At 46.7% G+C, this 21,977-nt stretch carries 21 protein-coding genes; 8 read left to right on the forward strand and 13 right to left on the reverse strand.

Annotated elements, in window-relative coordinates; translation table 11 throughout:
* Positions 1-75 precede the first annotated feature (75 nt).
* The gene (gene purB / locus CYJ98_RS09125) at positions 76-1,446 is read right to left on the reverse strand and encodes an adenylosuccinate lyase (protein ID WP_101755669.1); all 1,371 of its coding nucleotides are present in this window, start codon (positions 1,444-1,446) and stop codon (positions 76-78) included.
* A 210-nt stretch (positions 1,447-1,656) separates the two neighbouring features.
* On the opposite strand from purB, the gene CYJ98_RS09130 reads away from it, so the two are divergent.
* A complete protein-coding gene (locus CYJ98_RS09130; protein WP_101755668.1) occupies positions 1,657-2,097 on the forward strand; it encodes a surface-adhesin E family protein in 441 nt (146 codons plus the stop codon).
* A gap of 383 nt (positions 2,098-2,480) precedes the next feature.
* On the opposite strand, the gene CYJ98_RS09135 is transcribed toward CYJ98_RS09130, so the two are convergent.
* Positions 2,481-3,050: an L-threonylcarbamoyladenylate synthase gene (locus tag CYJ98_RS09135; protein ID WP_101755793.1), complete on the reverse strand. Its 570-nt coding sequence runs from the start codon at positions 3,048-3,050 to the stop codon at positions 2,481-2,483.
* Between the two features lie 72 nt (positions 3,051-3,122).
* Entirely contained in the window at positions 3,123-4,394 is a 1,272-nt protein-coding gene (gene purD / locus CYJ98_RS09140) for a phosphoribosylamine--glycine ligase (RefSeq protein WP_101755667.1), read from the reverse strand.
* A 140-nt stretch (positions 4,395-4,534) separates the two neighbouring features.
* Here purD and CYJ98_RS09145 point away from each other — a divergent pair, with 140 nt between their 5' ends.
* Positions 4,535-4,840: a DUF4298 domain-containing protein gene (locus CYJ98_RS09145; protein ID WP_070813687.1), complete on the forward strand. Its 306-nt coding sequence runs from the start codon at positions 4,535-4,537 to the stop codon at positions 4,838-4,840.
* 60 nt (positions 4,841-4,900) lie between these two features.
* Here CYJ98_RS09145 and CYJ98_RS09150 read toward each other — a convergent pair whose 3' ends face one another.
* From CYJ98_RS09150 to CYJ98_RS09170, 5 genes are all read right to left on the reverse strand, one after another.
* The gene (locus tag CYJ98_RS09150; RefSeq protein WP_101755666.1) at positions 4,901-5,512 is read right to left on the reverse strand and encodes an IMPACT family protein; all 612 of its coding nucleotides are present in this window, start codon (positions 5,510-5,512) and stop codon (positions 4,901-4,903) included.
* 61 nt (positions 5,513-5,573) lie between these two features.
* Positions 5,574-6,506 (reverse strand): electron transfer flavoprotein subunit alpha/FixB family protein, encoded by a 933-nt coding sequence (locus CYJ98_RS09155; RefSeq protein WP_101755665.1) that lies wholly within the window; start codon positions 6,504-6,506, stop codon positions 5,574-5,576.
* A 10-nt stretch (positions 6,507-6,516) separates the two neighbouring features.
* Complete coding sequence (locus CYJ98_RS09160; protein ID WP_003686610.1) at positions 6,517-7,266, reverse strand: electron transfer flavoprotein subunit beta/FixA family protein; 750 nt, start codon at positions 7,264-7,266, stop codon at positions 6,517-6,519.
* 184 nt (positions 7,267-7,450) lie between these two features.
* Positions 7,451-8,419 (reverse strand): lipopolysaccharide heptosyltransferase I, encoded by a 969-nt coding sequence (gene waaC, locus CYJ98_RS09165; RefSeq protein WP_101755664.1) that lies wholly within the window; start codon positions 8,417-8,419, stop codon positions 7,451-7,453.
* A gap of 46 nt (positions 8,420-8,465) precedes the next feature.
* A complete protein-coding gene (locus CYJ98_RS09170) occupies positions 8,466-9,101 on the reverse strand; it encodes a nicotinamidase (RefSeq protein ID WP_101755663.1) in 636 nt (211 codons plus the stop codon).
* Between the two features lie 170 nt (positions 9,102-9,271).
* Here CYJ98_RS09170 and tsaA point away from each other — a divergent pair, with 170 nt between their 5' ends.
* Entirely contained in the window at positions 9,272-9,946 is a 675-nt protein-coding gene (gene tsaA, locus CYJ98_RS09175) for a tRNA (N6-threonylcarbamoyladenosine(37)-N6)-methyltransferase TrmO (RefSeq protein WP_101755662.1), read from the forward strand.
* 95 nt (positions 9,947-10,041) lie between these two features.
* On the opposite strand, the gene gap is transcribed toward tsaA, so the two are convergent.
* Positions 10,042-11,046: a type I glyceraldehyde-3-phosphate dehydrogenase gene (gap, locus tag CYJ98_RS09180; RefSeq protein WP_003747744.1), complete on the reverse strand. Its 1,005-nt coding sequence runs from the start codon at positions 11,044-11,046 to the stop codon at positions 10,042-10,044.
* Between the two features lie 650 nt (positions 11,047-11,696).
* Between gap and lpxC the strand changes: the two genes are divergently transcribed.
* Positions 11,697-12,611, forward strand: coding sequence for a UDP-3-O-acyl-N-acetylglucosamine deacetylase (gene lpxC, locus CYJ98_RS09185; protein WP_101755661.1), 915 nt, complete (start codon positions 11,697-11,699; stop codon positions 12,609-12,611).
* Positions 12,612-12,848: 237 nt separating this feature from the next.
* On the opposite strand, the gene ggt is transcribed toward lpxC, so the two are convergent.
* On the reverse strand, positions 12,849-14,618 hold the full coding sequence (gene ggt / locus CYJ98_RS09190; RefSeq protein WP_101755660.1) for a gamma-glutamyltransferase: 1,770 nt from the start codon (positions 14,616-14,618) through the stop codon (positions 12,849-12,851).
* 481 nt (positions 14,619-15,099) lie between these two features.
* On the opposite strand from ggt, the gene gnd reads away from it, so the two are divergent.
* Positions 15,100-16,548 (forward strand): decarboxylating NADP(+)-dependent phosphogluconate dehydrogenase, encoded by a 1,449-nt coding sequence (gene gnd / locus CYJ98_RS09195; RefSeq protein WP_101755659.1) that lies wholly within the window; start codon positions 15,100-15,102, stop codon positions 16,546-16,548.
* 194 nt (positions 16,549-16,742) lie between these two features.
* On the opposite strand, the gene CYJ98_RS09200 is transcribed toward gnd, so the two are convergent.
* Positions 16,743-17,693, reverse strand: a complete 951-nt coding sequence (locus CYJ98_RS09200) for a D-2-hydroxyacid dehydrogenase (protein ID WP_101755658.1) — start codon at positions 17,691-17,693, stop codon at positions 16,743-16,745.
* A gap of 128 nt (positions 17,694-17,821) precedes the next feature.
* Here CYJ98_RS09200 and CYJ98_RS09205 point away from each other — a divergent pair, with 128 nt between their 5' ends.
* Both CYJ98_RS09205 and dinG read left to right on the forward strand, forming a co-directional pair.
* The gene (locus tag CYJ98_RS09205) at positions 17,822-18,040 is read left to right on the forward strand and encodes a DUF2061 domain-containing protein (protein ID WP_101755657.1); all 219 of its coding nucleotides are present in this window, start codon (positions 17,822-17,824) and stop codon (positions 18,038-18,040) included.
* Between the two features lie 164 nt (positions 18,041-18,204).
* On the forward strand, positions 18,205-20,355 hold the full coding sequence (gene dinG, locus CYJ98_RS09210; protein WP_101755656.1) for an ATP-dependent DNA helicase DinG: 2,151 nt from the start codon (positions 18,205-18,207) through the stop codon (positions 20,353-20,355).
* A gap of 68 nt (positions 20,356-20,423) precedes the next feature.
* Here the strand turns inward: dinG and CYJ98_RS09215 are convergent, their stop codons facing one another.
* Entirely contained in the window at positions 20,424-20,879 is a 456-nt protein-coding gene (locus tag CYJ98_RS09215) for a GNAT family N-acetyltransferase (protein ID WP_101755655.1), read from the reverse strand.
* A 167-nt stretch (positions 20,880-21,046) separates the two neighbouring features.
* On the opposite strand from CYJ98_RS09215, the gene CYJ98_RS09220 reads away from it, so the two are divergent.
* Positions 21,047-21,313, forward strand: a complete 267-nt coding sequence (locus CYJ98_RS09220) for a DUF3079 domain-containing protein (protein ID WP_101755654.1) — start codon at positions 21,047-21,049, stop codon at positions 21,311-21,313.
* A gap of 81 nt (positions 21,314-21,394) precedes the next feature.
* Here CYJ98_RS09220 and CYJ98_RS09225 read toward each other — a convergent pair whose 3' ends face one another.
* A complete protein-coding gene (locus CYJ98_RS09225; protein WP_101755653.1) occupies positions 21,395-21,877 on the reverse strand; it encodes a dihydrofolate reductase in 483 nt (160 codons plus the stop codon).
* Positions 21,878-21,977 lie beyond the last annotated feature (100 nt).

The raw sequence follows: 21,977 nt of genomic DNA on the forward strand, positions 1-21,977 counted from the left end.
TTAGATGTAGAGGGTTGGTTTCTTATCTATCAAAAAATTTCAATAACTAAGAAAGTGCGCCCTGAAAAAAACCTTTTAAATTCGTTTTGCCAACTCTTCGGCTTTGCCAACATACAACGCAGGAGTCAGCTCAAGCAATTTGACTTTGGCTTCTGCCGGAATTTCCAACGACTCGATAAAGAGTTTCAACACTTCAGGCGTAATGCCGTCTTTACCGCGTGTCAAATCTTTCAGCTTCTCGTAAGGATTGGCCACGCCGTAACGACGCATTACAGTTTGAATCGGCTCGGCCAGCAGCTCCCAAGTAGCGTCCAAATCTGCAGTAAGGGCGGCAGGATTCGGCTCAAGCTTGTTCAGACCGCGCAGATGGGCGGCAAAGCCCAATACGGTATAGCCCACGCCTACGCCCATGTTGCGCAATACGGTGCTGTCGGTCAGATCGCGCTGCCAACGGGAAATCGGCAGTTTTTCAGACAAAAAGCCCAATACGGCATTGGCCATACCGAGGTTGCCTTCGGAGTTTTCAAAGTCGATCGGATTGACTTTGTGCGGCATGGTGGAAGAACCGACTTCGCCTGCTTTGACTTTTTGTTTGAAGTAACCCAAAGAAATATAGCCCCAAACATCGCGGTTAAAGTCGATCAGAATCGTGTTGACACGGCTGATGGCTTGGAAGAATTCCGCCATATAGTCGTGCGGCTCGATTTGAATGGTGTAGGGGTTGAAGGTCAGGCCGAGGCTGATTTCAACGAAGTTGCGGCAATGGGTTTCCCAATCCACATCGGGATAAGCGACCATATGGGCATTGTAGTTGCCGACTGCACCGTTGATTTTGCCGAGGAACTCTTGCGCTTGCAGGTTTTTAAACTGACGTTGCAGGCGGTACACGACATTGGCGATTTCTTTACCCAGTGTGCTTGGCGTAGCAGGCTGGCCATGCGTGCGGCTCATCATAGGGACGGCAGCCAACTCATGCGCCATGCCGGTCAGTTTTTCGATGATTTCGGCCAGTTTCGGCAGCAAAACAGCCTCACGCGCTTCTTGCAGCATTAAAGCGTGGGACAGGTTGTTGATGTCTTCGCTGGTGCAGGCAAAGTGGATGAACTCGCTGGCGGCAGCCACTTCAGGCACGCCGGAGAAGCGTTCTTTAAGCCAATATTCGATGGCTTTAACGTCGTGATTGGTGGTCGCCTCAATGGCTTTGACGGCGGCGGCATCTTCAAGCGAGAAGTTTTCGATCACTTTGTCGATTTCAGCAAGCGTAAAATCGCTGAAAGCAGGAACTTCTACAATCTTAGGCTCGGCGGCAAGGGCTTTGAGCCAGTTTAATTCAACTTTGACACGCGCACGCATCAGGCCGTATTCGGAGAAAATCGGACGCAATGCTTCAACGGATTTGGCGTAGCGGCCATCTAATGGGGAAAGTGCAGCGATAGGGTTAATCATGTCGGATCTTCCTATGGGATGAAAACCAAATTGTTTGCAATTATACATGATTTTACACTTCAAGGCCGTCTGAAAGACAGATTTCAGACGGCCTTTTCAGCGTATTTTTCATAAATTTCTTTTCAGAGGTTCAACTTTGCAAAATCGATTTACGATATATGCCATCTTCACGGATAATATCGACTGACTTTTTGTAAATAATGAGGTTTTATGAATATCAAACGTTTTTCCCTAGCTGCAACCGTATTTGCGGCTTTGATGTTGAGTGCCTGTGAAACAACAACCACATCGAGCGGCAGCGGCAGCTGGACCAACATCGGCACCATCTCAGAAGGCAATATCAAAGTGGCTATTGATAGAAGCAGCATTAAAAGAAATGGCGCACTGGTTACTTTCCGCGATAAAAAAACCGTTTCCAAACTGAAAGAGGAACGTTTCGTTAACACCCCGGCCTATAAAACGGCTATCGGCAGCTGGGAAATTCATTGCTCAAACAAAACCTATCGCTTGGCAGCGCTGCAACTGATGGACGAACACGGCCGGGTGATTTCCAACCAAAGCTATACACCGACCAGCATCCGCCCAATGAGCGTCATGAGCGGCACGATTACTGAAAAACAATACGAAACAGTGTGCGGACATAAGCTTTAATCCACATTTATTCACAAAGTTATCCACAGTTTAAATATTTAAAAGGCCGTCTGAATGCTTTGAATATCAAGTTTCAGACGGCCTTTTTATGTTTTTATGGAAATTTATCTTCAAATTTATCCACAAAATTTGTTTATTCAAAAATAATTTATTACAGCGATTCATTTACGCTCAAAATTTGCTTCATTCTTTGCAAGAGCATTTCACAAAATACTGCTTTCTACTCTATTTACTGACTTACTATCTGCTTAATCGAGCTGTATTTACAGACTACCATGCATCAAACTGGATTCTGTACAGGATATTTTCTACAAAAATATTCCAATAGTTTTGAAGAAATTTTCTTCTTAAAAATAACTTCCCTTTGATCATTTAGCCCTTCTTTAACGCAGCCTTGCCCCTGTTTCTCCGTCAATAATCTGGCTGGGCGTTTTCTGCTTACCTATCAATCCGCCTACAACCCAGACTTTCCTGCCAAACTGTCTTCTGACTTCCCTTTCCGTTTTGCACGCCCGTTTGCCTGCACGATTGCATGAAGTAGAGACTAAAGGCATTTCCAAAACCTGACACAAACGTCTTGCACCTGCGTGCGCAGGAACCCTGACAGCCAATTTACTGCGTCCTTTTCCCCGCAATGAGGGCAATACTTTTTTGCCGACCGGCAATAAAAAAGTTTTCGGAGCAGGCCATGCTTTATGCAGCATGGTTTGGATATTTTCAGACTGCCTTTGCAGCAAAGGTTGCAACTGTTCCAAGCTATGGCCAATGACAATCATGCCTTTGTGTTGCGGTCGTTTTTTCAGATGAATCAATTGATTGAGCGCTTTGGGCAAAGTAGGGATACAGCCCAAGCCATAGCAAGACTCGGTAGGATAGGCGACCAAACCGCCTTTTTTAAGATGCGCCTGCAGCCTGTGTTGGGCTGCAGCCGATAAAATTCTGGGAAACATCATCATCATACCAAGGCCGTCTGAAACTGAGATTGTCGGATAATCTGTGTTCAGACGGCCTATTTCTATTCATTATTAACGGTTGATGGCTTTATCGGCAATGTCTTTACGGTATTGCATACCGTCAAAACGGATTGTTTCCAATGCCTCATAAGCCTTGCTTTTAGCTTGGGCAACATCATCGCCCAAACCGACTACACACAACACACGGCCGCCGTTGGTTACCACTTCGCCTTTTTCATTCGTCGCAGTACCGGCATGGAAAACTTTACCGATTTGATTGGCTTTATCCAAGCCAAAGATTACATCGCCTTTTTTCGGGGAGTCAGGATAATTTTGTGCGGCCAACACCACGCCTACCGCGGTCTGCGGATTCCATTCGGCAGCGACACTATCCAGTTTGCTGTCGATTGCCGTTTCAATCAAATCCACCAAATCGCTATCCAAACGGCTCATAATTGGCTGGGTTTCAGGGTCGCCGAAACGGCAGTTGAATTCGATGGTATAAGGCGCACCAGTTTTATCAATCATCAAGCCTGCGTATAAAAAGCCGGTAAATTCATGACCTTCTGCCTTCATACCGGCCACAGTCGGCAAAATAATTTCATTCATCGCGCGCTCGTACACATCAGGCGTTACCACCGGAGCAGGGCTGTATGCGCCCATACCGCCGGTATTAGGGCCTTTGTCATCATCTAACAGGCGTTTATGGTCTTGACTGGTTGCCATCGGCAAAACATGATTGCCGTCCACCATAACGATAAAGCTTGCTTCCTCGCCTTGCAGGAAATCTTCAATCACGACGCGCGCGCCTGCATTGCCCATTTTGTTGCCCAACAACATATCATCAATAGCAGCATGGGCTTCATCCAAAGTCATGGCGACAATCACGCCTTTGCCGGCAGCCAAACCATCCGCTTTAATAACAATCGGCGCACCTTTTTGATTGACGTAATCATGTGCAGCATCGGCATTTTCAAAGGTTTGGTACTGCGCAGTTGGAATGTTATATTTTGCCATAAACGCTTTAGCAAAATCCTTTGAGCTCTCCAGCTGGGCCGCGTATTGAGTCGGGCCAAAAATCTTCAATCCGGCAGCACGGAAGTCATTCACCACACCCGCAGCCAAAGGCGCTTCAGGGCCAACTACGGTAAAGGCAATATTTTCATTACGGCAAAAATCAATTAAATCTTGATGTGCCGTTAATGCGATATTCCGCAGTTTAGGCTCAATTGCCGTTCCGGCATTACCAGGTGCAACAAAGACAGTTTCTACTTTAGACGACTGCGCCAATTTCCAAGCCAGTGCGTGTTCACGTCCACCATTACCAATAACGAGCAATTTCATACCATCTCCTTGAAGAATAGATGTTGTAAATAAAATTCAATCGATGGAATATTGTTCCATCTTGCATAGCTGTTTCAAATTAAGAATAATATCGCACCAAGACAACCATACTCTAATTTCAAACAACGAAAGGACAAATCATGCAAAAACGTATTGACGAAATTCAAAGCAAATACCGCGAATGGTGCGAATTACTGCCACAACTGGAAGCAGATATCGCCCGCTGGAAACATGCTGCAAGCCTCATGCAAGACATGGATGACTTCTATACCAACGAATACCAAGCATGCTATCAAGCCATTGAAGAAGGGGCAGATGTTGATTTACGAACACAGGGCGAATACAGCATTATGAGCGAAGATGCCCTATGGAACGCACTAGGGGAATTTCATCAACTGGCTTGGGAACACCTGCGCTCAAGCGTAAATGCTTTAGACAGATACTAAGGCTAAAACATCAAAGGCCGCCTGAAACTTTTGATTTCTCAAATATGTTCAGACGACCTTTTATTCAAACGACTTCTCAGTATCTACTTCAATTTGGCGCGTATTTTTCCAAGCAGCAATACAAGCTTCATAATCGGCCAACGCTATTTTCACTGTCAACTTACAATCCAGCTGCAAATCCTGTCCCACAATATCGGCCTGATATTGTTTGGCAATCCGTATGGCCTCATTCAAAACAGGATATTCACATTTCAACCAAACTGTCTTTTCGACATTCTTTTCAACAACCTCAGCTATCACCAGCGCCTGAGCCGTTGATTCCTTATAGGCATGAATCAAACCGGGAACACCCAATAGCGTACCGCCAAAATAGCGCACAACCACAACCAACACATCCGTTACGCCGACAGAATCAATCTGCCCCAGAATAGGACGGCCTGCGCTTCCAGACGGTTCTCCATCATCGTTTGCACGAAACTGCATTCCATCCACACCCAATCGATAGGCGTAACACCAATGTCGCGCCTTGTGATGCTCTTCCTTTAATAGGTCGAGATATTTCTTCACATCGGCTAAAGTGCGAATCGGATAGGCATATGCAATGAAGCGACTGCCTTTATCTTTAAATTCAGCCTGTGTCGGAGTGGTAATGGTTTTATAGGTCGTAATCATGCCAAAATATTTTCAGACGGCCTTATATAGCAAAGGCCGTCTGAACGTTTCACGTGAAACATTAGTTTTTCAGTGCTTCAGTCAGTTGAGGCACAACTTCAAACAAATCACCAACCAAGCCATAATCTGCTACATTGAAAATCGGAGCGTCAGCATCTTTGTTGATAGCAACGATCACTTTACTGTCCTGCATACCGGCAACGTGTTGGATAGCTCCGGAAATACCGATAGCGAAGTACAGTTGCGGCGCAACCACTTTACCGGTTTGTCCGACTTGGGCATCGTTTGGCGCATACTCGGCATCCACTGCTGCACGGGATGCCCCAATCGCCGCACCCAAAACATCAGCCAAAGGAGTCAATACTTCATTGAATTTTTCAGCGCTGCCCAATGCACGACCACCGGAAACAATCACTTTTGCCTGAGTCAATTCTGGGCGGTCAGACTGGGAAAGTTGACGGTTTACGAAACGGCTCAGGTTTTGAGCAGGCGTTGCCTCAACATTAATCACTTCTGCATTACCGCCTTGTCCGGCAGCATCAAATGCTGTCGCACGGAAAGTCAGTACCAATTTTTCAGAATTGGATTGAATAGTTTCAAATACATTACCGGCATAAATCGGACGAACAAATGTCGAGTTATCCACAACTTCGGTTAAATCGGAAACTTGTGGTACATCCAACAGGGCAGCAACCCGGGGCAACAGATTTTTACCAAACGCAGTTGCAGTCGCAGCCACATAGCGGTAATCCGCAGCCAGTTTAACAACCAAAGGCGTTAATTCTTCTGCCAAGCCTTCAGCGTAATAGGGCGCATCGGCTACCAAAACTTTCGCTACGCCTGCAACCTGTTTTGCCTCTTCAACCACCGCAGCAGCATTACTGCCGGCAACCAATAAATCTACATTACCCAATTTAGTAGCAGCCGTTACCGCATGCAAAGTGGCAGGATTCAAATGTTGGTTATTATGTTCCGCAATAATCAATACGCTCATTTCATACTCCTTAGATCACTTTGGCTTCGTTTTTCAGCTTTTCAACCAATTCGGCAACATCAGCCACTTTTACACCGGCTTGACGTGCTTTAGGTTCGGCAAATTTCACGGTATTCAAACGTGGAGAAATATCCACAGCCAAATCGGCAGGACTTAATTTTTCCAAAGGCTTTTTCTTTGCCGCCATGATATTAGGAAGTTTGACAAAACGTGGTTCGTTCAAACGCAAATCTGCACTGATGACCGCAGGCAGCTTCAATGCAACAGTCTCTTCGCCGCCGTCAATTTCACGGGTTACCAATGCTTCTTCGCCTTCAATTTGCACTTTTGATGCAAAAGTACCTTGAGCCGCATTCAACAACGCAGCCAGCATTTGGGCAACTTGGTTGGCGTCATCGTCAATTGCCTGTTTGCCCAACAGTAAAATTTGCGGATTTTCTTTATCCGCAACAGCTTTCAGCAATTTAGCAACAGCCAAAGGCTCCAACTTCGCATCAGTCTCAACGTGAACCGCACGGTCGGCACCCATCGCCAAAGCAGTACGCAACGTCTCTTCACATTTTTTCTCGCCAAGAGAAACAGCAACAATCTCGCTTACTTTTCCGGCTTCTTTCAAACGGACAGCTTCTTCTACCGCAATTTCATCAAATGGGTTCATCGACATTTTGACATTACCGATATCCACATCGGAACCATCGGCTTTCACACGAACTTTGACGTTGTAGTCCACTACGCGCTTTACTGCGACCAGTGCTTTCATTCAATTCTCCTAAAAAGAATGTCCATCAAATCTAGCATACTGCTTTTGATACATTCTTTATATAAAATCCAATTCGGTTTTCACCAACATGACAAAACCAAATTTATATAAATCTTGGCAAATAGAGCGGAATTATATCATTTCTAAAGCATTTACTCAGAAAATAAATCCAACTCCCCAGTAATTATTTACCGTATGCTGTAACACAATCCATCAAGGTTTGATAAACCTCGTCAACATTGGGAATTTGAGCAATACCGCCTAAATTTTTTGCATAAGCCGAAACTTGAACGCCGGTCTTGGCCGGATCTGTATCTGTATAAATTCCTACAACAGGCTTTTCCAATGCATTGGCAAGATGCAGCAGTCCGGTATCTACGCCAATAATACCCTCTGCGTTTTTCAATAAAAATGCAGCCTGTAATAAATTCATTTTGTCGCAAACCGAAGCAAACGGTAAATCGCTTGCAATCTGTTCGGCACGCATTTTTTCGGTTTCATTTCCCCACGGCAGATACACATTGTATTGTTGTTCTTCATTCAACTTTTTCAATAATGCACACCAGTGTTCTACCGGCCACAATTTACTGTCGCGACTGGTTGCATGCAAAGCAACGTAATAAGGGGATTGCAAATTTTTCAGACGGCCTGATTCAGGAACCGACAAACCAAATACCTGCGTTTCAGGCATTGTATAACCAAATACTTGGGCGAATAATTCACGGTTTCGCCAGACCGCATTTTTACCTTTCGGCACGGCAAACGCTTTACTGTATGCAAAGGCAGCTAAACTTTCACGCGCGCTGTGTTTATCCAAACCGTAAATAGGGGATTTCGCCATTTTGGCAAAGCATGCGCTTTTAATCAGTCCTTGGCTATCTAAAACAAAATCAAAAGATTCAGCCTGTAAATCCGTTTTCAGACGGCCTATTTCACGCCACGTTTCAGCCTGAAAAAGGTGTTTGCGCCATTGCCGCCATTTCATTACATGAACCTTTTTGACAAAAGGATGCAAGCGGGCAATATCTGCAAACCCTGCCTCACATAGCCAATGGAGCTCTATCTCAGGACATTGTCGCGCCAAATCTTCAACTGCGGGCAACGTATGAATTAAATCGCCCATACTGGACAAGCGGACAAGTAAAATCTTCATATTTTGGAAAATGTTTCACGTGAAACAACAGTATTTTAAATATAATTTATTGATTATTAATGTATTTTTTTATTTCTTCGGCATTTTCTAAAATAATAGCTCCGGCAGAATGCATTTCCTGCCATGCGGATTCAACCGTTTCCGGAGCAATGCCGCGGCAAGCCGCCCGATTGACAATGACTTTCCAAGCTCCGCCTTTAAGCAACTGTAAAACCGTTGTTTTCACACAATAATCCGTTGCCAAACCGCCGACAATAACTGTATTTGCATTTTTACAGCGCAACCATTCGATCAAACCTGTACTGAGCTTTTCTTCAATATCGTGAAAACATGCGCCGTAAGGATGTAACTCAGGATCGACGCCTTTCCAAACACAATAATCGTATTCCTTGGCTGAAGGCAGGCCATCCAACAATTCATAGCCATATGTTCCAACCATCGCATGTGACACCCAAGTCAAATCCGCATCGGGCAAACCCGTCGGTTTTAACATATCAACAGGATTATCCACAAGCCATTTTGCCGCAACATGATGCGCATCTTTCGTCATAACGCGTAAATCCGCCAACGCGGCTTGGGCATTGAGTTCATCCGCAATCAGATGACCTTCGGCAACAGGCAATTCTTTCGGGCACAAAGGCGTAAACGTTTTTTGTGCATCTACATCGATAGAAACAATCATGGATTAATATAACCTATTGATTTTATTTTAAATAATTTAAATTATTCATTTATTGCCAATGTACGGACATTTGGAATAAATGCTTTGTATTATAACAAATTACTACTGCAAAATGTGGGAAAACATCTGTGATATGATGACAGTTTGCACAGAATATTTATCCACAAATTATGTCCTATTCGATTACGCCTATTGCAACCGTTCATTCCCCCTACAAACAAAAATTCGGTATTGCCCGCCAACCCGGTTTGGTTCCTGCGGCAGAAATTTGCATTGAACTCACTCCTGAATTTACCGCAGACAGCGTTCGAGGCTTGGAAGACTTCGACTATGTGTGGATAAGTTTTATTTTCCATGGCGTATTGGATGAAGGTTGGGCGCAAATGGTGCGTCCGCCACGGCTCGGAGGCAAACAAAAAATGGGTGTATTTGCCACGCGCAGCCCACACCGCCCCAATCATCTCGGTTTATCCCTGCTGAAACTCGAACGCATCGAAACAGGCAAACCTGTCCGCATCTATTGCAGCGGTGCAGACCTATTGGACGGTACCCCAGTAGTGGATATCAAACCCTACATCCCGTTTGTCGAATCCAAACCTGACGCATCATCAGGCTTTGTCAGCGGCAAACCTGAAGAATTGAACGTTGTTTGGGCAGAAAGTACGCTTGCGGAATATTTATCCACAGAAGAAAAACACCTTATTGAGCAAAGCATTGCCCAAGATCCCCGTCCTGCCTACCAAGATATTCCCGAACGGATTTATGTAATGAATATTGCGGATTATGAAGTGCAATTTAAGATAGAAAACAAATGTGCCACAGTGATTAAACTATCCACAATCTGATTGCAGATTGAATCTTTCTACAAACAAAAGGCCGTCTGAAATGTTCAGACGGCCTTTGAGTTATCCACAGACTGATTGATTCAGCCTGTTATCCTTTAGATTTTGCTGGCAAAGAATTCTAAGGTACGAACCAATTGGCAAGTGTAAGACATTTCATTGTCGTACCAAGCAACGGTTTTCACCAATTGTTTGTCGCCTACGGTCATCACGCGGGTTTGAGTGGCATCGAAGAGTGAGCCGTATTCAATACCGATGACGTCGGAAGAAACGATTTGATCTTCAGTGTAGCCGTAAGACTCGCTGGCGGCAGCTTTCATCGCAGCATTAATTTCTTCTTTGGTCACAGGACGCTCGAGAACAGAAACCAGTTCAGTCAAAGAGCCGGTAGCAACGGGAACGCGTTGGGCAGAACCATCAAGTTTGCCGTTCAATTCAGGGATAACCAAACCGATGGCTTTAGCGGCACCGGTGCTGTTCGGTACGATATTCAAGGCAGCGGCACGGGCGCGGCGGAAGTCGCCTTTACGGTGTGGCGCGTCAAGGGTGTTTTGGTCGCCGGTATAGGCGTGGATGGTGGTCATCAAGCCTTCGACAATACCGAATTCTTTTTGCAATACCGCAGCCATAGGAGCCAGGCAGTTAGTCGTACAAGAAGCGGCAGAGATGACGGTTTCGCTGCCGTCCAAAATATCTTGGTTTACGCCGTATACAACGGTTTTCACATCATTGCCGCCGGGAGCCGAAATCACAACTTTGCGCGCACCGGCACGGATATGGGCTTCCGCTTTGGTTTTATTGGTAAAGAAACCGGTACATTCAAGGACGACGTCCACACCCAGCTCGCCCCAAGGCAATTCTTCAGGATTAGGATTGGCAAATACTTTGATTTCTTTGCCGTTAACAACAATAGCGTCGTCTTTCAATTCGGCAGAGCCTTCAAAGCGGCCTTGGGTACTGTCGTATTTGAAGAGGTGCAACAACATGTCGGCAGGAGTCAAGTCGTTAACAGCAACGACTTCGATACCTTGGGCTTTTTCAATTTGACGCAATGCCAGACGACCGATGCGGCCAAAACCATTAATCGCTACTTTAATACTCATTTTGCTACTCCTATTAGATGGAATGGGAAAAATTTTTCAGTAAGTCCATTGTATCCTGAAATAAAATTACTTTCTAGGATTACAGATAATTACTTTTAAGTTGTTTGATTTAAATAAAGAAAACATGAAATTCTTGTTTGTAGGAAAATATCAGGCAAATCGGATTAGTTCTAGCTTTTGATATTTTATTTCATAAAAACCATTTTCCAATCTTAAAAGTTTCATAAGCTTATGGAAATCATAAACTTAGTTCTATTCCTCCGTATTTTGCCATTTTTGTGTTGATCATTCAGTGTTTTTTTCAAATCATAATATTTTAATTTTTAAAATAATGATTTTGATGAAGAACCAAACCATCTGTGGATAACGGAATAACTTTCTTTAAAACCAATTTGATAGTCGCTTTTTATCTTTGAGGCCAACCCCAACTGAATGCCGGAATAAAAAAGGATAGAATCTTAGTTCTTCTATTTTTCTGTGGATAAAACCCAAATTACCCACTTCAATTTCACATGCTATTGTGGATAATTAAAATTTTGAAATTCACACCCGCAAAACATCCATATTGGCAAATACTATTAAAAATGATGGCTTGTTTTTTCCTTTTTAACGTATCATTTGCCCATCAGACTTTTTAAAAGGAAGCAATTATGCTGCAACGGACTTTAGCCAAATCAGTAAGCGTTACCGGCGTTGGCCTGCATTCGGGCGAAAGGGTCGCTCTGACTTTGCATCCTGCCGAAGAAAACAGCGGTATTTCGTTCCGCCGTACCGATTTAAGTGGGGAAATGGGCGAAATAATCAAATTGAATCCTTATTTGATCAACGATACCCGCCTCTCTTCAACCATCGTTACCGATAAAGGCGTGCGCATCGGCACGATTGAACACATTATGTCGGCTCTGTCTGCCTATGGCATCGACAATGCCTTGATTGAATTGAACGCGCCTGAAATTCCGATTATGGACGGCTCCAGCCTGCCGTTTATTTACCTATTACAAGATGCAGGCGTTGTCGATCAAAAAGCCCAAAAACGTTTTCTAAAAATCCTCAAACCCGTTGAAATCAAAGAAACCGGAAAATGGGTGCGCTTTACGCCTTATGACGGCTTTAAAGTTACTTTAACCATCGAATTTGACCATCCCGTATTCAATCGCAGCGCACCTACTTTCGAGATTGATTTTGCAGGAAAATCCTATATCGATGAGATTGCCCGCGCCCGTACCTTCGGCTTTATGCACGAAGTGGAAATGATGCGCGCCCACAATCTCGGACTGGGCGGCAATTTGAACAATGCCATCGTGATTGACGACATGGATGTTTTGAATCCGGAAGGTTTGCGTTATCCCGATGAATTTGTCCGCCACAAAATCCTGGATGCGATTGGCGATTTGTACATTGTCGGCCATCCGATTATCGGTGCATTTGAAGGTTACAAATCAGGTCATGCCATCAATAATGCACTGTTGCGTGCCGTTTTGGCAGATGAAAGCGCTTACGAATGGGTTGAGTTTGCCGATGACGAAGACTTGCCTAGTGCTTTTCACGAGTTGCCGGCAGCCTGATAGAAAATAGACAAAACAGTCCAATAAAAAGGCCGTCTGAACCTTTCAGACGGCCTAAATCATGTTGTTTTCCACAAGTAATTATCCACATATTCATATCTTTTATCTTATTGAAAAATAAAAATATTAAAATTTAATGTTATTCTTATACACATCTTATCCATATATTTTCCCAAACTAAAAAGGCCGTCTGAAACGAAGCTGTTCAAACGGCCTTTACATGTCAAACCGACAATATCAATCGCCCATGACCTTGCCTTCACGGCGTGGGTCGGCGCCACCGAGCAAACCGTCCTTGCCGATCACAATGCCTTGCACGCCAGAATTCAAATCGCGGATTTGGACTTTGTAGCCCAATTTTTCCAACGCAGCCGCTTTATCCGCAGCAGCGGTTTTTTCCTCGATTTCATACTGGCTGCCGCGATTGAGCATATTCGGCAGTGAAATTGCCGTCTGAATGTCCATATCCCAATCGATATGCGCAACCAGTGTTTTAGCAACAAAACCGATAATGCGGCTGCCGCCCGGTGAACCGACCGCCATATAAGGTTTTCCGTCTTTCATCACAATAGTCGGCGCCATCGAAGAACGCGGACGTTTGCCACCGGCAACACTATTTGCCACCGTTTTACCGTCCGCGCCGACAGGGTTGAAGGCAAAATCGGTCAATTCATTGTTGAGCAGATAACCGTTTGCCATCAGCCCCGAACCGAACGCGTTTTCAATCGAAGTCGTCATCGACACGACATTGCCGTCTTTATCCACAACCACCAAATGGCTAGTGGACGGCAGCTCGATCGCCATGCCTTGCGCGTATTCCTTGCCGAACTTACCTGCCTGAATAGTTTCCAATGCCTTGTCAGCTTTGCGGATTTCTTCGGCACGCGGTTTCAAATAAGCCTGTGAAATCATGACTCGGGTCGGAACATTCACAAACTTGGGATCACCGACATAATAATCGCGGTCGGCAAACGCAATCCGCGACGCATCGCCTATCCAGCGCCAACTGTGGATATTTTCCGCGCCCAACGTTTTCATATCCTGATTCTGCAATACGCCCAAAATCTGCCCCAAAGCGATTGCGCCGGAACTTGGCGCGCCCATGCCGCAAACTTCATATTCACGATACGGCGCACAAACCGGCTTACGCTCGATAACTTGATAGTTTTTCAAATCCGCCATGCTGATTTTGCCGGGATTATCCACAGCACCGGTAACGGCACGGACAATATTTTGCGCCTGCATTCCCTGGTAAAACGGCGCACTGCCTTTTTCCGCCAACAGGCGCACAGAACGCGCAAATTCAGGATTTTTCAAAACCGTTCCCGCAGCCAAAGGTTTGCCGTCGGGTAAGAAATAGGCAGCAGTTTGCGGATAACGTTGCAAGGGTTCCAAATTTTGTTCGATGGATTTCGCCATACGCGGAGAAACAGCAAAACCTTGTTCCGCCAAAGTAATCGGTTTCTCAAACAAACTTGCCCACGGCAATTTGCCGTAACGCTTATGGACATCTTCCAGCAGCTTCGGAATCCCCGGCACACCGACCGAACGGCCGCCGACCACCGCTTTCATAAAGCCCATCGGTTTGCCGTTTTCGTCCAAGAAAAGTTCCGGCGTTGCCGCTTTCGGCGCTGTTTCACGGGCATCAAACGTCGTCAGCTTTTTCGCCTTATTGTCCCAATACACCAAAAACGCACCGCCACCCAATCCGGAAGACTGAGGCTCAACCAGTCCCAAAGTTGTCTGCATGGCAATCATCGCATCTATCGCACTGCCGCCGCGCTTCAAAATTTCATAACCGGCTTCAGTTGCCAGCGGATTGGCAGACGCCGCCATATAATGCTTGGCGCGGATTAACTTCTGCTCCGTCAGCCCTGTTCCTTGCTCCGGCGCATGGTTATCCACAGATACAGAGGGCAGGGAAACTTGAGGCTTTTGAACTGGCTGTTGCGCACAAGCGGCCAAAATCAAAACAGATAACAGGTTAATACTAAAGGAAAACTTCATATGCACACCTTATTGAAATATTTTCAGACGGCCTTTTCCCAGCTTAAATAAAAGGAAATATGAAAATAGCTTGAAATAAAAAACCATTTGACTATTTCTCTAGTCAATCAGTTCCGATTAGAGAAGTATAAAACAAGCTAAGATTGTGCACAGGCAAAAAGTTACCCACAGAATGAAGCAGCAGGAAATTTTTATCCACATCTGCAAACAAGGTCGACCATACTTTATCCTCATCAAAAAATATCAGCTAAGTATTTGAAAAATTTTTGTAATTAAAGTTATCAACAAGCTGTGGCAGCACTCAATATCATCTTCTATTTATTATTTAAAATCTAATTTATAGTTTGTTTTCCCAAAGGCAAAGGCCGTCTGAAACGTAAAGGTATCTTTTCAAAAAATTAAAAAGTTAAGGATTGTTAAAAAGTTGTAAATCAGCTAGAGTTACGCTTGATAAATTTAATCAATAATGGAGTTTCACCAAATGAAAGGCGACATTGGCGTTATCGGCCTTGCCGTGATGGGGCAAAACCTGATTCTCAACATGAACGACAATGGTTTTAAAGTTGTTGCATTCAACCGTACGACCAGCAAAGTAGATGATTTTTTAAACGGCGCAGCCAAAAATACCAATATTATCGGCGCATATTCACTGCAAGATCTGGTTGATAAATTAGAAAAACCACGCAAAATCATGATGATGGTGCGCGCTGGTTCTGTTGTTGACGATTTTATCGAGCAACTCGTTCCGCTTTTGGACGAAGGCGACATCATTATTGACGGCGGCAATGCCAACTATCCTGATTCCACCCGCCGTACACACGAGCTGGCCGCAAAAGGCATCCGCTTCATCGGTGCCGGCGTATCCGGTGGCGAAGAAGGCGCGCGTCACGGCCCATCTATCATGCCTGGCGGCGATGAAGCCGCATGGCCTGCCGTCAAACCGATTTTCCAAGCCATCTCCGCCAAAACGCCTCAAGGCGAGCCTTGTTGCGACTGGGTTGGCCGCGATGGTGCGGGCCACTTCGTCAAAATGGTGCACAACGGCATCGAATACGGCGATATGCAGTTGATTTGCGAAGCCTACCAATTCATGAAAGACGGTTTGGGCCTGTCTTATGACGAAATGCACCAAATCTTCAACGAGTGGAACAAAACCGAACTGGATTCTTATCTGGTCGAAATTACCGCCGCGATTTTGGGCTACAAAGATGAAAACGGCGAACCTTTGGTCGAAAAAATCCTCGATACTGCCGGACAAAAAGGCACAGGCAAATGGACCGGCATCAATGCCCTCGATTTGGGTATCCCGTTGACCCTGATTTCCGAAGCCGTATTTGCACGTTGCGTGTCCGCGTTTAAAGACCAACGCGCCCAAGCAAACAGCCTGTTTGGCAAAACCATTACCCCGATTGAAGGCGACAAAGCCGCATGGGTGGATGCCTTGCGCCAAGCCCTGTTGGCGTCCAAAATTATTTCTTATGCACAAGGCTTTATGCTGATTCGTGAAGCCAGCGAAAACAACGATTGGGCATTGAATTACGGCAATACCGCCCTTCTGTGGCGCGAAGGCTGCATCATCCGCAGCGCGTTCTTGGGCAACATCCGCGACGCATACGAAGCCAATCCTGATTTGGTGTTCTTGGGTTCCGATCCTTATTTCAAAGGCGTGTTGGAAACCTGTCTGCCTGCATGGCGCAAAGTGGTGGCCAAAGCGATCGAGTGCGGTATTCCGATGCCTTGCATGGCTTCTGCCATTACCTTCCTTGACGGCTACACTTCCGAACGCCTTCCCGCCAACCTGCTGCAAGCCCAACGCGACTATTTCGGCGCGCACACTTACGAGCGTACCGACAAACCGCGCGGTGAGTTCTTCCATACCAACTGGACAGGCAAGGGCGGCGATACTGCTTCAACTACATACGATATCTAATTTGTCCGGGCAAACAAAAGGCCGTCTGAGTATTTCAGACGGCCTTTTTAAGGGTTATCCACAATGAAGAATGAAACGATTTAACCTATTTTATAGATAACCTTATGAAATAAATAATGATTAATAAAGGCCGTCTGAATATTTCAGACGGCCTTTAAAATTGTTCACAACCTTATCAACAGGTTTTCCATAGATTAAACCAGATTTTGCGGATTGCCGGCCACGAAGCGGTTGATATTGTCCAAAAGAATGTCAAACAGACGGTTGGCGGCCTCTTGGCTTGCCCATGCAATGTGTGGCGTAACGATGAGGTTGGGCAGTCGGGCTTTCAGCAGAGGGTTGCCGTCGCGTGGCGGCTCTTGTGTCAACACGTCAAAACCTGCACCGCCGATTTGGCCGTATTTCAACGCCGCAACCAAAGCGGCTTCATCGACCAAGCCGCCGCGCCCGCAGTTGATGAGGATGGCACCGGGTTTCATTTGCTGCAATTCGGCTTCGCCTATCATGTTTGCCGTTTGTGGCGTGAGCGGGCAATTAAGTGACACGACATCGGCGGAGCGGATGGCTTCGTCAAAGGAAACATAGCCATCTCGGATGCTTTGGGCATTTTTATGTTCGGCGAACACGACATTCATTTTGAAAGCCTGAGCATAAGTTGCCAGCGTTTTACCGATATTGCCGCGTCCGAAAATCGCCAGCGTTTTGCCGTTTAAATCGCGCATCGGGGCGCCGAGATGGCAGAAAAACGGCGAGTTTTCCCACAAGCCTGCCGCAACGTCGCGCTGGTAGGCAGGCAGGTTGCGCATCAGGGTAATCATCATCATAAACGCGTGTTCCGCCACGGATTCATTGCCGTAAGCGCGGATATTGCACACTGCTGTGCCGTTTTGTTTGGCAGCCTCAACGTCCACATTGTTGACGCCTGTCGCGGTAACAGCAACCAGCTTGAGTTGTGGATTTTCGGCAAATGCTTGGGCGGAAATCACGACTTTGTTGGTAATCACAATGTCCGCGCCGCGGATACGCGCCAGCGTTTCGTGCGCTTCGGTTGTGCCGTAGCTGCTTAATGTGTGTGGAAAATCAAATTCAAACGGACGGTTGACGAGGGTATCGCGGTCGAGGACGACAATATGGAGCGGGTTCATAAAATTCCTATCAAAAATAAAATATCGATTTATAAAATCTAAATTAGGATAAAGGATTTAAAATATACGCGTTAGTTGATAATAATTATTATGTAGCGATTAAAACATCAATGTATCAGGAAAACAAAATGATTAAAACCATTACATTTGCTATTTTGCATTTCAGCGTCGCATTTAGTGTCGCCTATATTCTGACCGGCAGTATCGGCGTTTCCAGCGTGGTGGCTTTGGTCGAACCCATCGTCAATACCGTCGTCTTTTATTTTCATGAAAAAGCGTGGAACCGCTACGAGAAAAACAAATCCGAGAAGCAAAAATTGTGGGTGCCTCTGCATCAGTGCGGCTAAAGTTTCAGACGGCCTTTTGCTTGATTAAAACCGATTATGGTTTTTCGGTTTAGCCATCGCCATCAAAATGCCAAACCCTAAAATAGAGTAAGACTTTACGAAGGCTTCATGAAGGTAAAAATGCTAAAATACGCTATTCTTGCAAACCCATTCAGACGGCCTCAATGCTCACCGATTTAGAAAAAAACGCTATCCGCGACCATTACCAAAACATCGGCAAAAACCTGCCCGGTTTCCGTCCGCGCGCTTCGCAGCGGGAAATGATTGCGGCAATTGCCAACGCTTTTTCGCGGACGTTGACGCGTGAAGAAGGCGAAGAAGCGCCCAAACGCGAGGGCGAGAGCATTGCCGTGATCGAAGGGCCGACCGGCGTGGGTAAATCGTTGGCCTACCTTTTGGCCGGCGGCATCATGGCGCAAACACGCGGCAAACGGTTGATTGTCAGCAGCGCGACGGTGGCCTTGCAGGAGCAGTTGGTTGACCGCGATTTGCCGTTTCTGGTCGAAAAAAGCGGTTTGGAGCTGACCTTTGCGCTTGCCAAAGGGCGCGGCCGTTATCTTTGCCCTTACAAACTCTATCAACTGACGCAAAACAACGCCCAGCAAAACCTGCTTGGTTTTGAAGCGCCGGAAGTGTTGTGGGACAGCAAACCCAAGCCGGAAGAATTGAACCTGCTGCGCGACATTGCCCATGAATTTTCCGCCCGCCGCTTTAATGGCGACCGCGACACTTGGCCGGAAAAAATCGATGACGCGATTTGGCTCAAAGTGACCAACGACCGCCACGGCTGCCTGAAATCCGCCTGTCCAAACCGTCCGGAATGCCCGTTTTACCTGGCACGCGATGTTTTGGAAACCGTCGATGTCGTTGTTGCCAACCACGATCTTCTGCTTGCCGACATCAGCATGGGCGGCGGCGTGATTCTGCCTGCTCCTGAAAACAGTTTCTATTGCATAGACGAAGCGCACCACCTGCCCAAAAAAGCCCTCAGCCGTTTTGCCGCCGAACATTCATGGAATATTGCCGTTTGGACGCTGGAAAAACTGCCGCAGCTGACCGGCAAAATTGCCGCGCTCACCAATAAAGCCGAACTTGCCAACCTTGCCGACGAAGCTGCCACATCCTTGCTCGACAGCCTGCACGAATGGCAGTTCCATTTAGCGGAAGAGCCGTCTTTAAGTCTGGGGTCGTCTGAAAACGACAGGCGGAAACACAACGAACCGACTTGGCTGTGGGAAGACGGCAAAATCCCCGAAGGCCTTGAAACCACGGTTTCCAATACGGCCATTGCTGCACGCAGCCTGCTCAAACACGTTATCGGGCTGAACGATGCGCTTTCCGCCGCACGCCGCGAAAAAGAACAGGACGGCGCGCTCATCGACCGCCTGACCAGCGAGTTCGGTCTTTTTATCGCCCGTATCGAACAAATCAGCGCGGTTTGGGATTTGCTCTCCACCGTTCCCATTGAGGGCGAAGAGCCGTTGGCAAAATGGATAACCCGCCGTGCCGACGACAAAAACGACTATATTTTCAACGCCAGCCCCATCAGCAGCGCATCCCACCTTGCCAACAATCTGTGGCGGCGCGCGGCAGGCGCGGTGTTGACTTCGGCTACCCTGCAATCGCTCGGCAGCTTCAACCTGATTTTGCGCCAAACCGGCCTATTATGGCTGCCTGAAACCACCACGCTTGCTTTGGAAAGCCCGTTTAATTTCGATGCGCAAGGCGAGCTGTATATTCCGCCGGTTCATGCCAGCCCGAAAGACCCTGATGCGCACACGGCCGCCATTGTCGAATGGTTGCCGAAGCTGGTTTCGCCGGTTGAAGCCATCGGCACGCTGGTGTTGTTTTCCTCACGCAAACAAATGCAGGACGTCGCCTTGCGACTGCCTGACGAATATTTACCGCTTCTGCTTGTGCAGGGCGAGTTGCCCAAGGCCGTTCTTTTACAAAGGCACCATCAAGCCATTGCCGAAGGCAAAGCCAGCATTATTTTCGGCCTCGACAGTTTTGCCGAAGGGCTCGATCTGCCCGGTACGGCCTGCGTGCAAGTTATCATTGCCAAGCTGCCGTTTGCCATGCCGGACAATCCCATCGAGAAAACCCAAAACCGTTGGATTGAACAACGCGGCGGCAATCCCTTTATTGAAATCACGGTGCCCGAAGCCAGCATCAAACTGATCCAAGCCGTCGGCCGCCTTATCCGTACCGAACAGGATTACGGCCGCGTGACCATCCTCGACAACCGCGTCAAAACGCAACGCTACGGCCAGCAATTATTGGCCTGTCTGCCGCCGTTTAAGCGGATAGGGTAGTTGTGGATAATTTAAAATAAAAGGCCGTCTGAAACCAAATGTTCAGACGGCCTTTTATTCTTTTCAAGCTATAAATCCAATTTCATGACGGATACGGTTTCCCCGTTATGCCAAGTCTGCGTGATTTCTTTCCAGCCAAACTTTTCATACACAGCCTGCACATCCGGCGTATAGAGAAACAGATACGGCAAACCCAGTTTGCGTGCTTTATCCAGACAAAACGAGACCAGCTGCCTGCCCACGCCCAAACCGCGAAATTGCGGCAAAACGAACACATCGCCCAGCCAATATTCATATTCGGGAAAACACACCATATCAAACCGCTTCAATGCCGCCGAACCCATCAGCCGCCCTTCCTTATCCACAGCCGCGAACGCCAGCGGCAAGTTATCCCCATTAAGGCACTGCGCGTAATACGCACGGATTTTGTCCAGAGACGACCACGGCGCAAAATCGTGCCATTCCTCAAACAGCGCGAGGGATAAAGGCTCGACAAATTCAGGCTTCAGACGGCATATGTTCATATTGGCTCCTCTTGTTGTACCGCATAGGGATAGTTTTTACAGTATAGGCCGTCTGAAAGGTTAACACATCTTAAAAAATCAGCGTAAAACACGATAAACCCGCCGCCAGCCCCATTCAAATCACTTATAATTCTGCCCATACCGCACACAAACAAAAGAAGAACATCATGGCCAAGAAATTTCCCATTTTCCCGAAAAATCCCGAGCGTATCTGCTGGGGTTGCGACAAATACTGCAAAGAAGACGATTTGCAATGCGGCAACGGTTGCGAGCGCATCCAACATCCCATCGAGTTGGACGGCCGCGACTGGTATAAAAAAGGCGACTGGAGCAATTTGTTGAGCGAAGAGCAGCAAATCGAACTTGGACTGAAAGAAGCGCCCAAGCCGGCCAAACCGCATATCAAGCTGCCTTTGAAAAACAAAATGGCTTAAACGGCATGCCGTAAACAAATGAAATAAAAAGGCCGTCTGAAACTTGAAAACAGGGTTTCAGACGGCCTTTGCGTTGTCGGATTATGCCTTCATATAATGCACAAACGCGTATTCGATGCCTTTGGCGGAAACATGGTTTTCCCGAGAGGCTTCTTGCCATGTTTCTGTGGAAAACTCAGGAAAAAACGCATCGCCGTCCACATCCAAACCGACTTCGGTCAAACGCAAATCGGTGGCAATCGGCAGGGCTTGTGCATAAATTTGCGCGCCGCCCATGATGATGACTTCTTCAACCCCCTGACACAAAGCCAGCGCATCTTCCAAAGAGGCCGCCGTTTGCGCGCCTTCGGCCTGATAATCTTGGCGGGTGATGACGATATTTTGACGGCCGGGCAATGGCTTGCGCGGCAGCGACTCCCATGTTTTGCGGCCCATAATGACGGGTTTGCCGGTAGTGTAGGATTTGAAGAAGGCAAAATCCTCAGGCAAATGCCAAGGCATGGTGTTGTTGATGCCGATACAGCGGCGGGCGGCGTAGGCGGCGATAAGGGTGATTTTCGGCATGATGAAATCCGTTTGCAAAATAAAATGATTATAGCGGAAGGGAGGCTGGATGAACTGAATGCCCGATATTCTAAAAATGTTTCAATATTTATAAAATTAA

The sequence above is a fragment of the Neisseria perflava genome (assembly GCF_002863305.2).
GTDB classification, from domain to species: domain Bacteria; phylum Pseudomonadota; class Gammaproteobacteria; order Burkholderiales; family Neisseriaceae; genus Neisseria; species Neisseria perflava_A.

Bases quoted from the DNA above. Each gene is read 5' to 3' on its own strand.
- purB (WP_101755669.1), bottom strand. From the start codon at position 1,446: ATGATTAACCCTATCGCTGCACTTTCCCCATTAGATGGCCGCTACGCC.
- CYJ98_RS09130 (WP_101755668.1), top strand. From the start codon at position 1,657: ATGAATATCAAACGTTTTTCCCTAGCTGCAACCGTATTTGCGGCTTTG.
- CYJ98_RS09135 (WP_101755793.1), bottom strand. From the start codon at position 3,050: ATGATGTTTCCCAGAATTTTATCGGCTGCAGCCCAACACAGGCTGCAG.
- purD (WP_101755667.1), bottom strand. From the start codon at position 4,394: ATGAAATTGCTCGTTATTGGTAATGGTGGACGTGAACACGCACTGGCT.
- CYJ98_RS09145 (WP_070813687.1), top strand. From the start codon at position 4,535: ATGCAAAAACGTATTGACGAAATTCAAAGCAAATACCGCGAATGGTGC.
- CYJ98_RS09150 (WP_101755666.1), bottom strand. From the start codon at position 5,512: ATGATTACGACCTATAAAACCATTACCACTCCGACACAGGCTGAATTT.
- CYJ98_RS09155 (WP_101755665.1), bottom strand. From the start codon at position 6,506: ATGAGCGTATTGATTATTGCGGAACATAATAACCAACATTTGAATCCT.
- CYJ98_RS09160 (WP_003686610.1), bottom strand. From the start codon at position 7,266: ATGAAAGCACTGGTCGCAGTAAAGCGCGTAGTGGACTACAACGTCAAA.
- waaC (WP_101755664.1), bottom strand. From the start codon at position 8,419: ATGAAGATTTTACTTGTCCGCTTGTCCAGTATGGGCGATTTAATTCAT.
- CYJ98_RS09170 (WP_101755663.1), bottom strand. From the start codon at position 9,101: ATGATTGTTTCTATCGATGTAGATGCACAAAAAACGTTTACGCCTTTG.
- tsaA (WP_101755662.1), top strand. From the start codon at position 9,272: ATGTCCTATTCGATTACGCCTATTGCAACCGTTCATTCCCCCTACAAA.
- gap (WP_003747744.1), bottom strand. From the start codon at position 11,046: ATGAGTATTAAAGTAGCGATTAATGGTTTTGGCCGCATCGGTCGTCTG.
- lpxC (WP_101755661.1), top strand. From the start codon at position 11,697: ATGCTGCAACGGACTTTAGCCAAATCAGTAAGCGTTACCGGCGTTGGC.
- ggt (WP_101755660.1), bottom strand. From the start codon at position 14,618: ATGAAGTTTTCCTTTAGTATTAACCTGTTATCTGTTTTGATTTTGGCC.
- gnd (WP_101755659.1), top strand. From the start codon at position 15,100: ATGAAAGGCGACATTGGCGTTATCGGCCTTGCCGTGATGGGGCAAAAC.
- CYJ98_RS09200 (WP_101755658.1), bottom strand. From the start codon at position 17,693: ATGAACCCGCTCCATATTGTCGTCCTCGACCGCGATACCCTCGTCAAC.
- CYJ98_RS09205 (WP_101755657.1), top strand. From the start codon at position 17,822: ATGATTAAAACCATTACATTTGCTATTTTGCATTTCAGCGTCGCATTT.
- dinG (WP_101755656.1), top strand. From the start codon at position 18,205: ATGCTCACCGATTTAGAAAAAAACGCTATCCGCGACCATTACCAAAAC.
- CYJ98_RS09215 (WP_101755655.1), bottom strand. From the start codon at position 20,879: ATGAACATATGCCGTCTGAAGCCTGAATTTGTCGAGCCTTTATCCCTC.
- CYJ98_RS09220 (WP_101755654.1), top strand. From the start codon at position 21,047: ATGGCCAAGAAATTTCCCATTTTCCCGAAAAATCCCGAGCGTATCTGC.
- CYJ98_RS09225 (WP_101755653.1), bottom strand. From the start codon at position 21,877: ATGCCGAAAATCACCCTTATCGCCGCCTACGCCGCCCGCCGCTGTATC.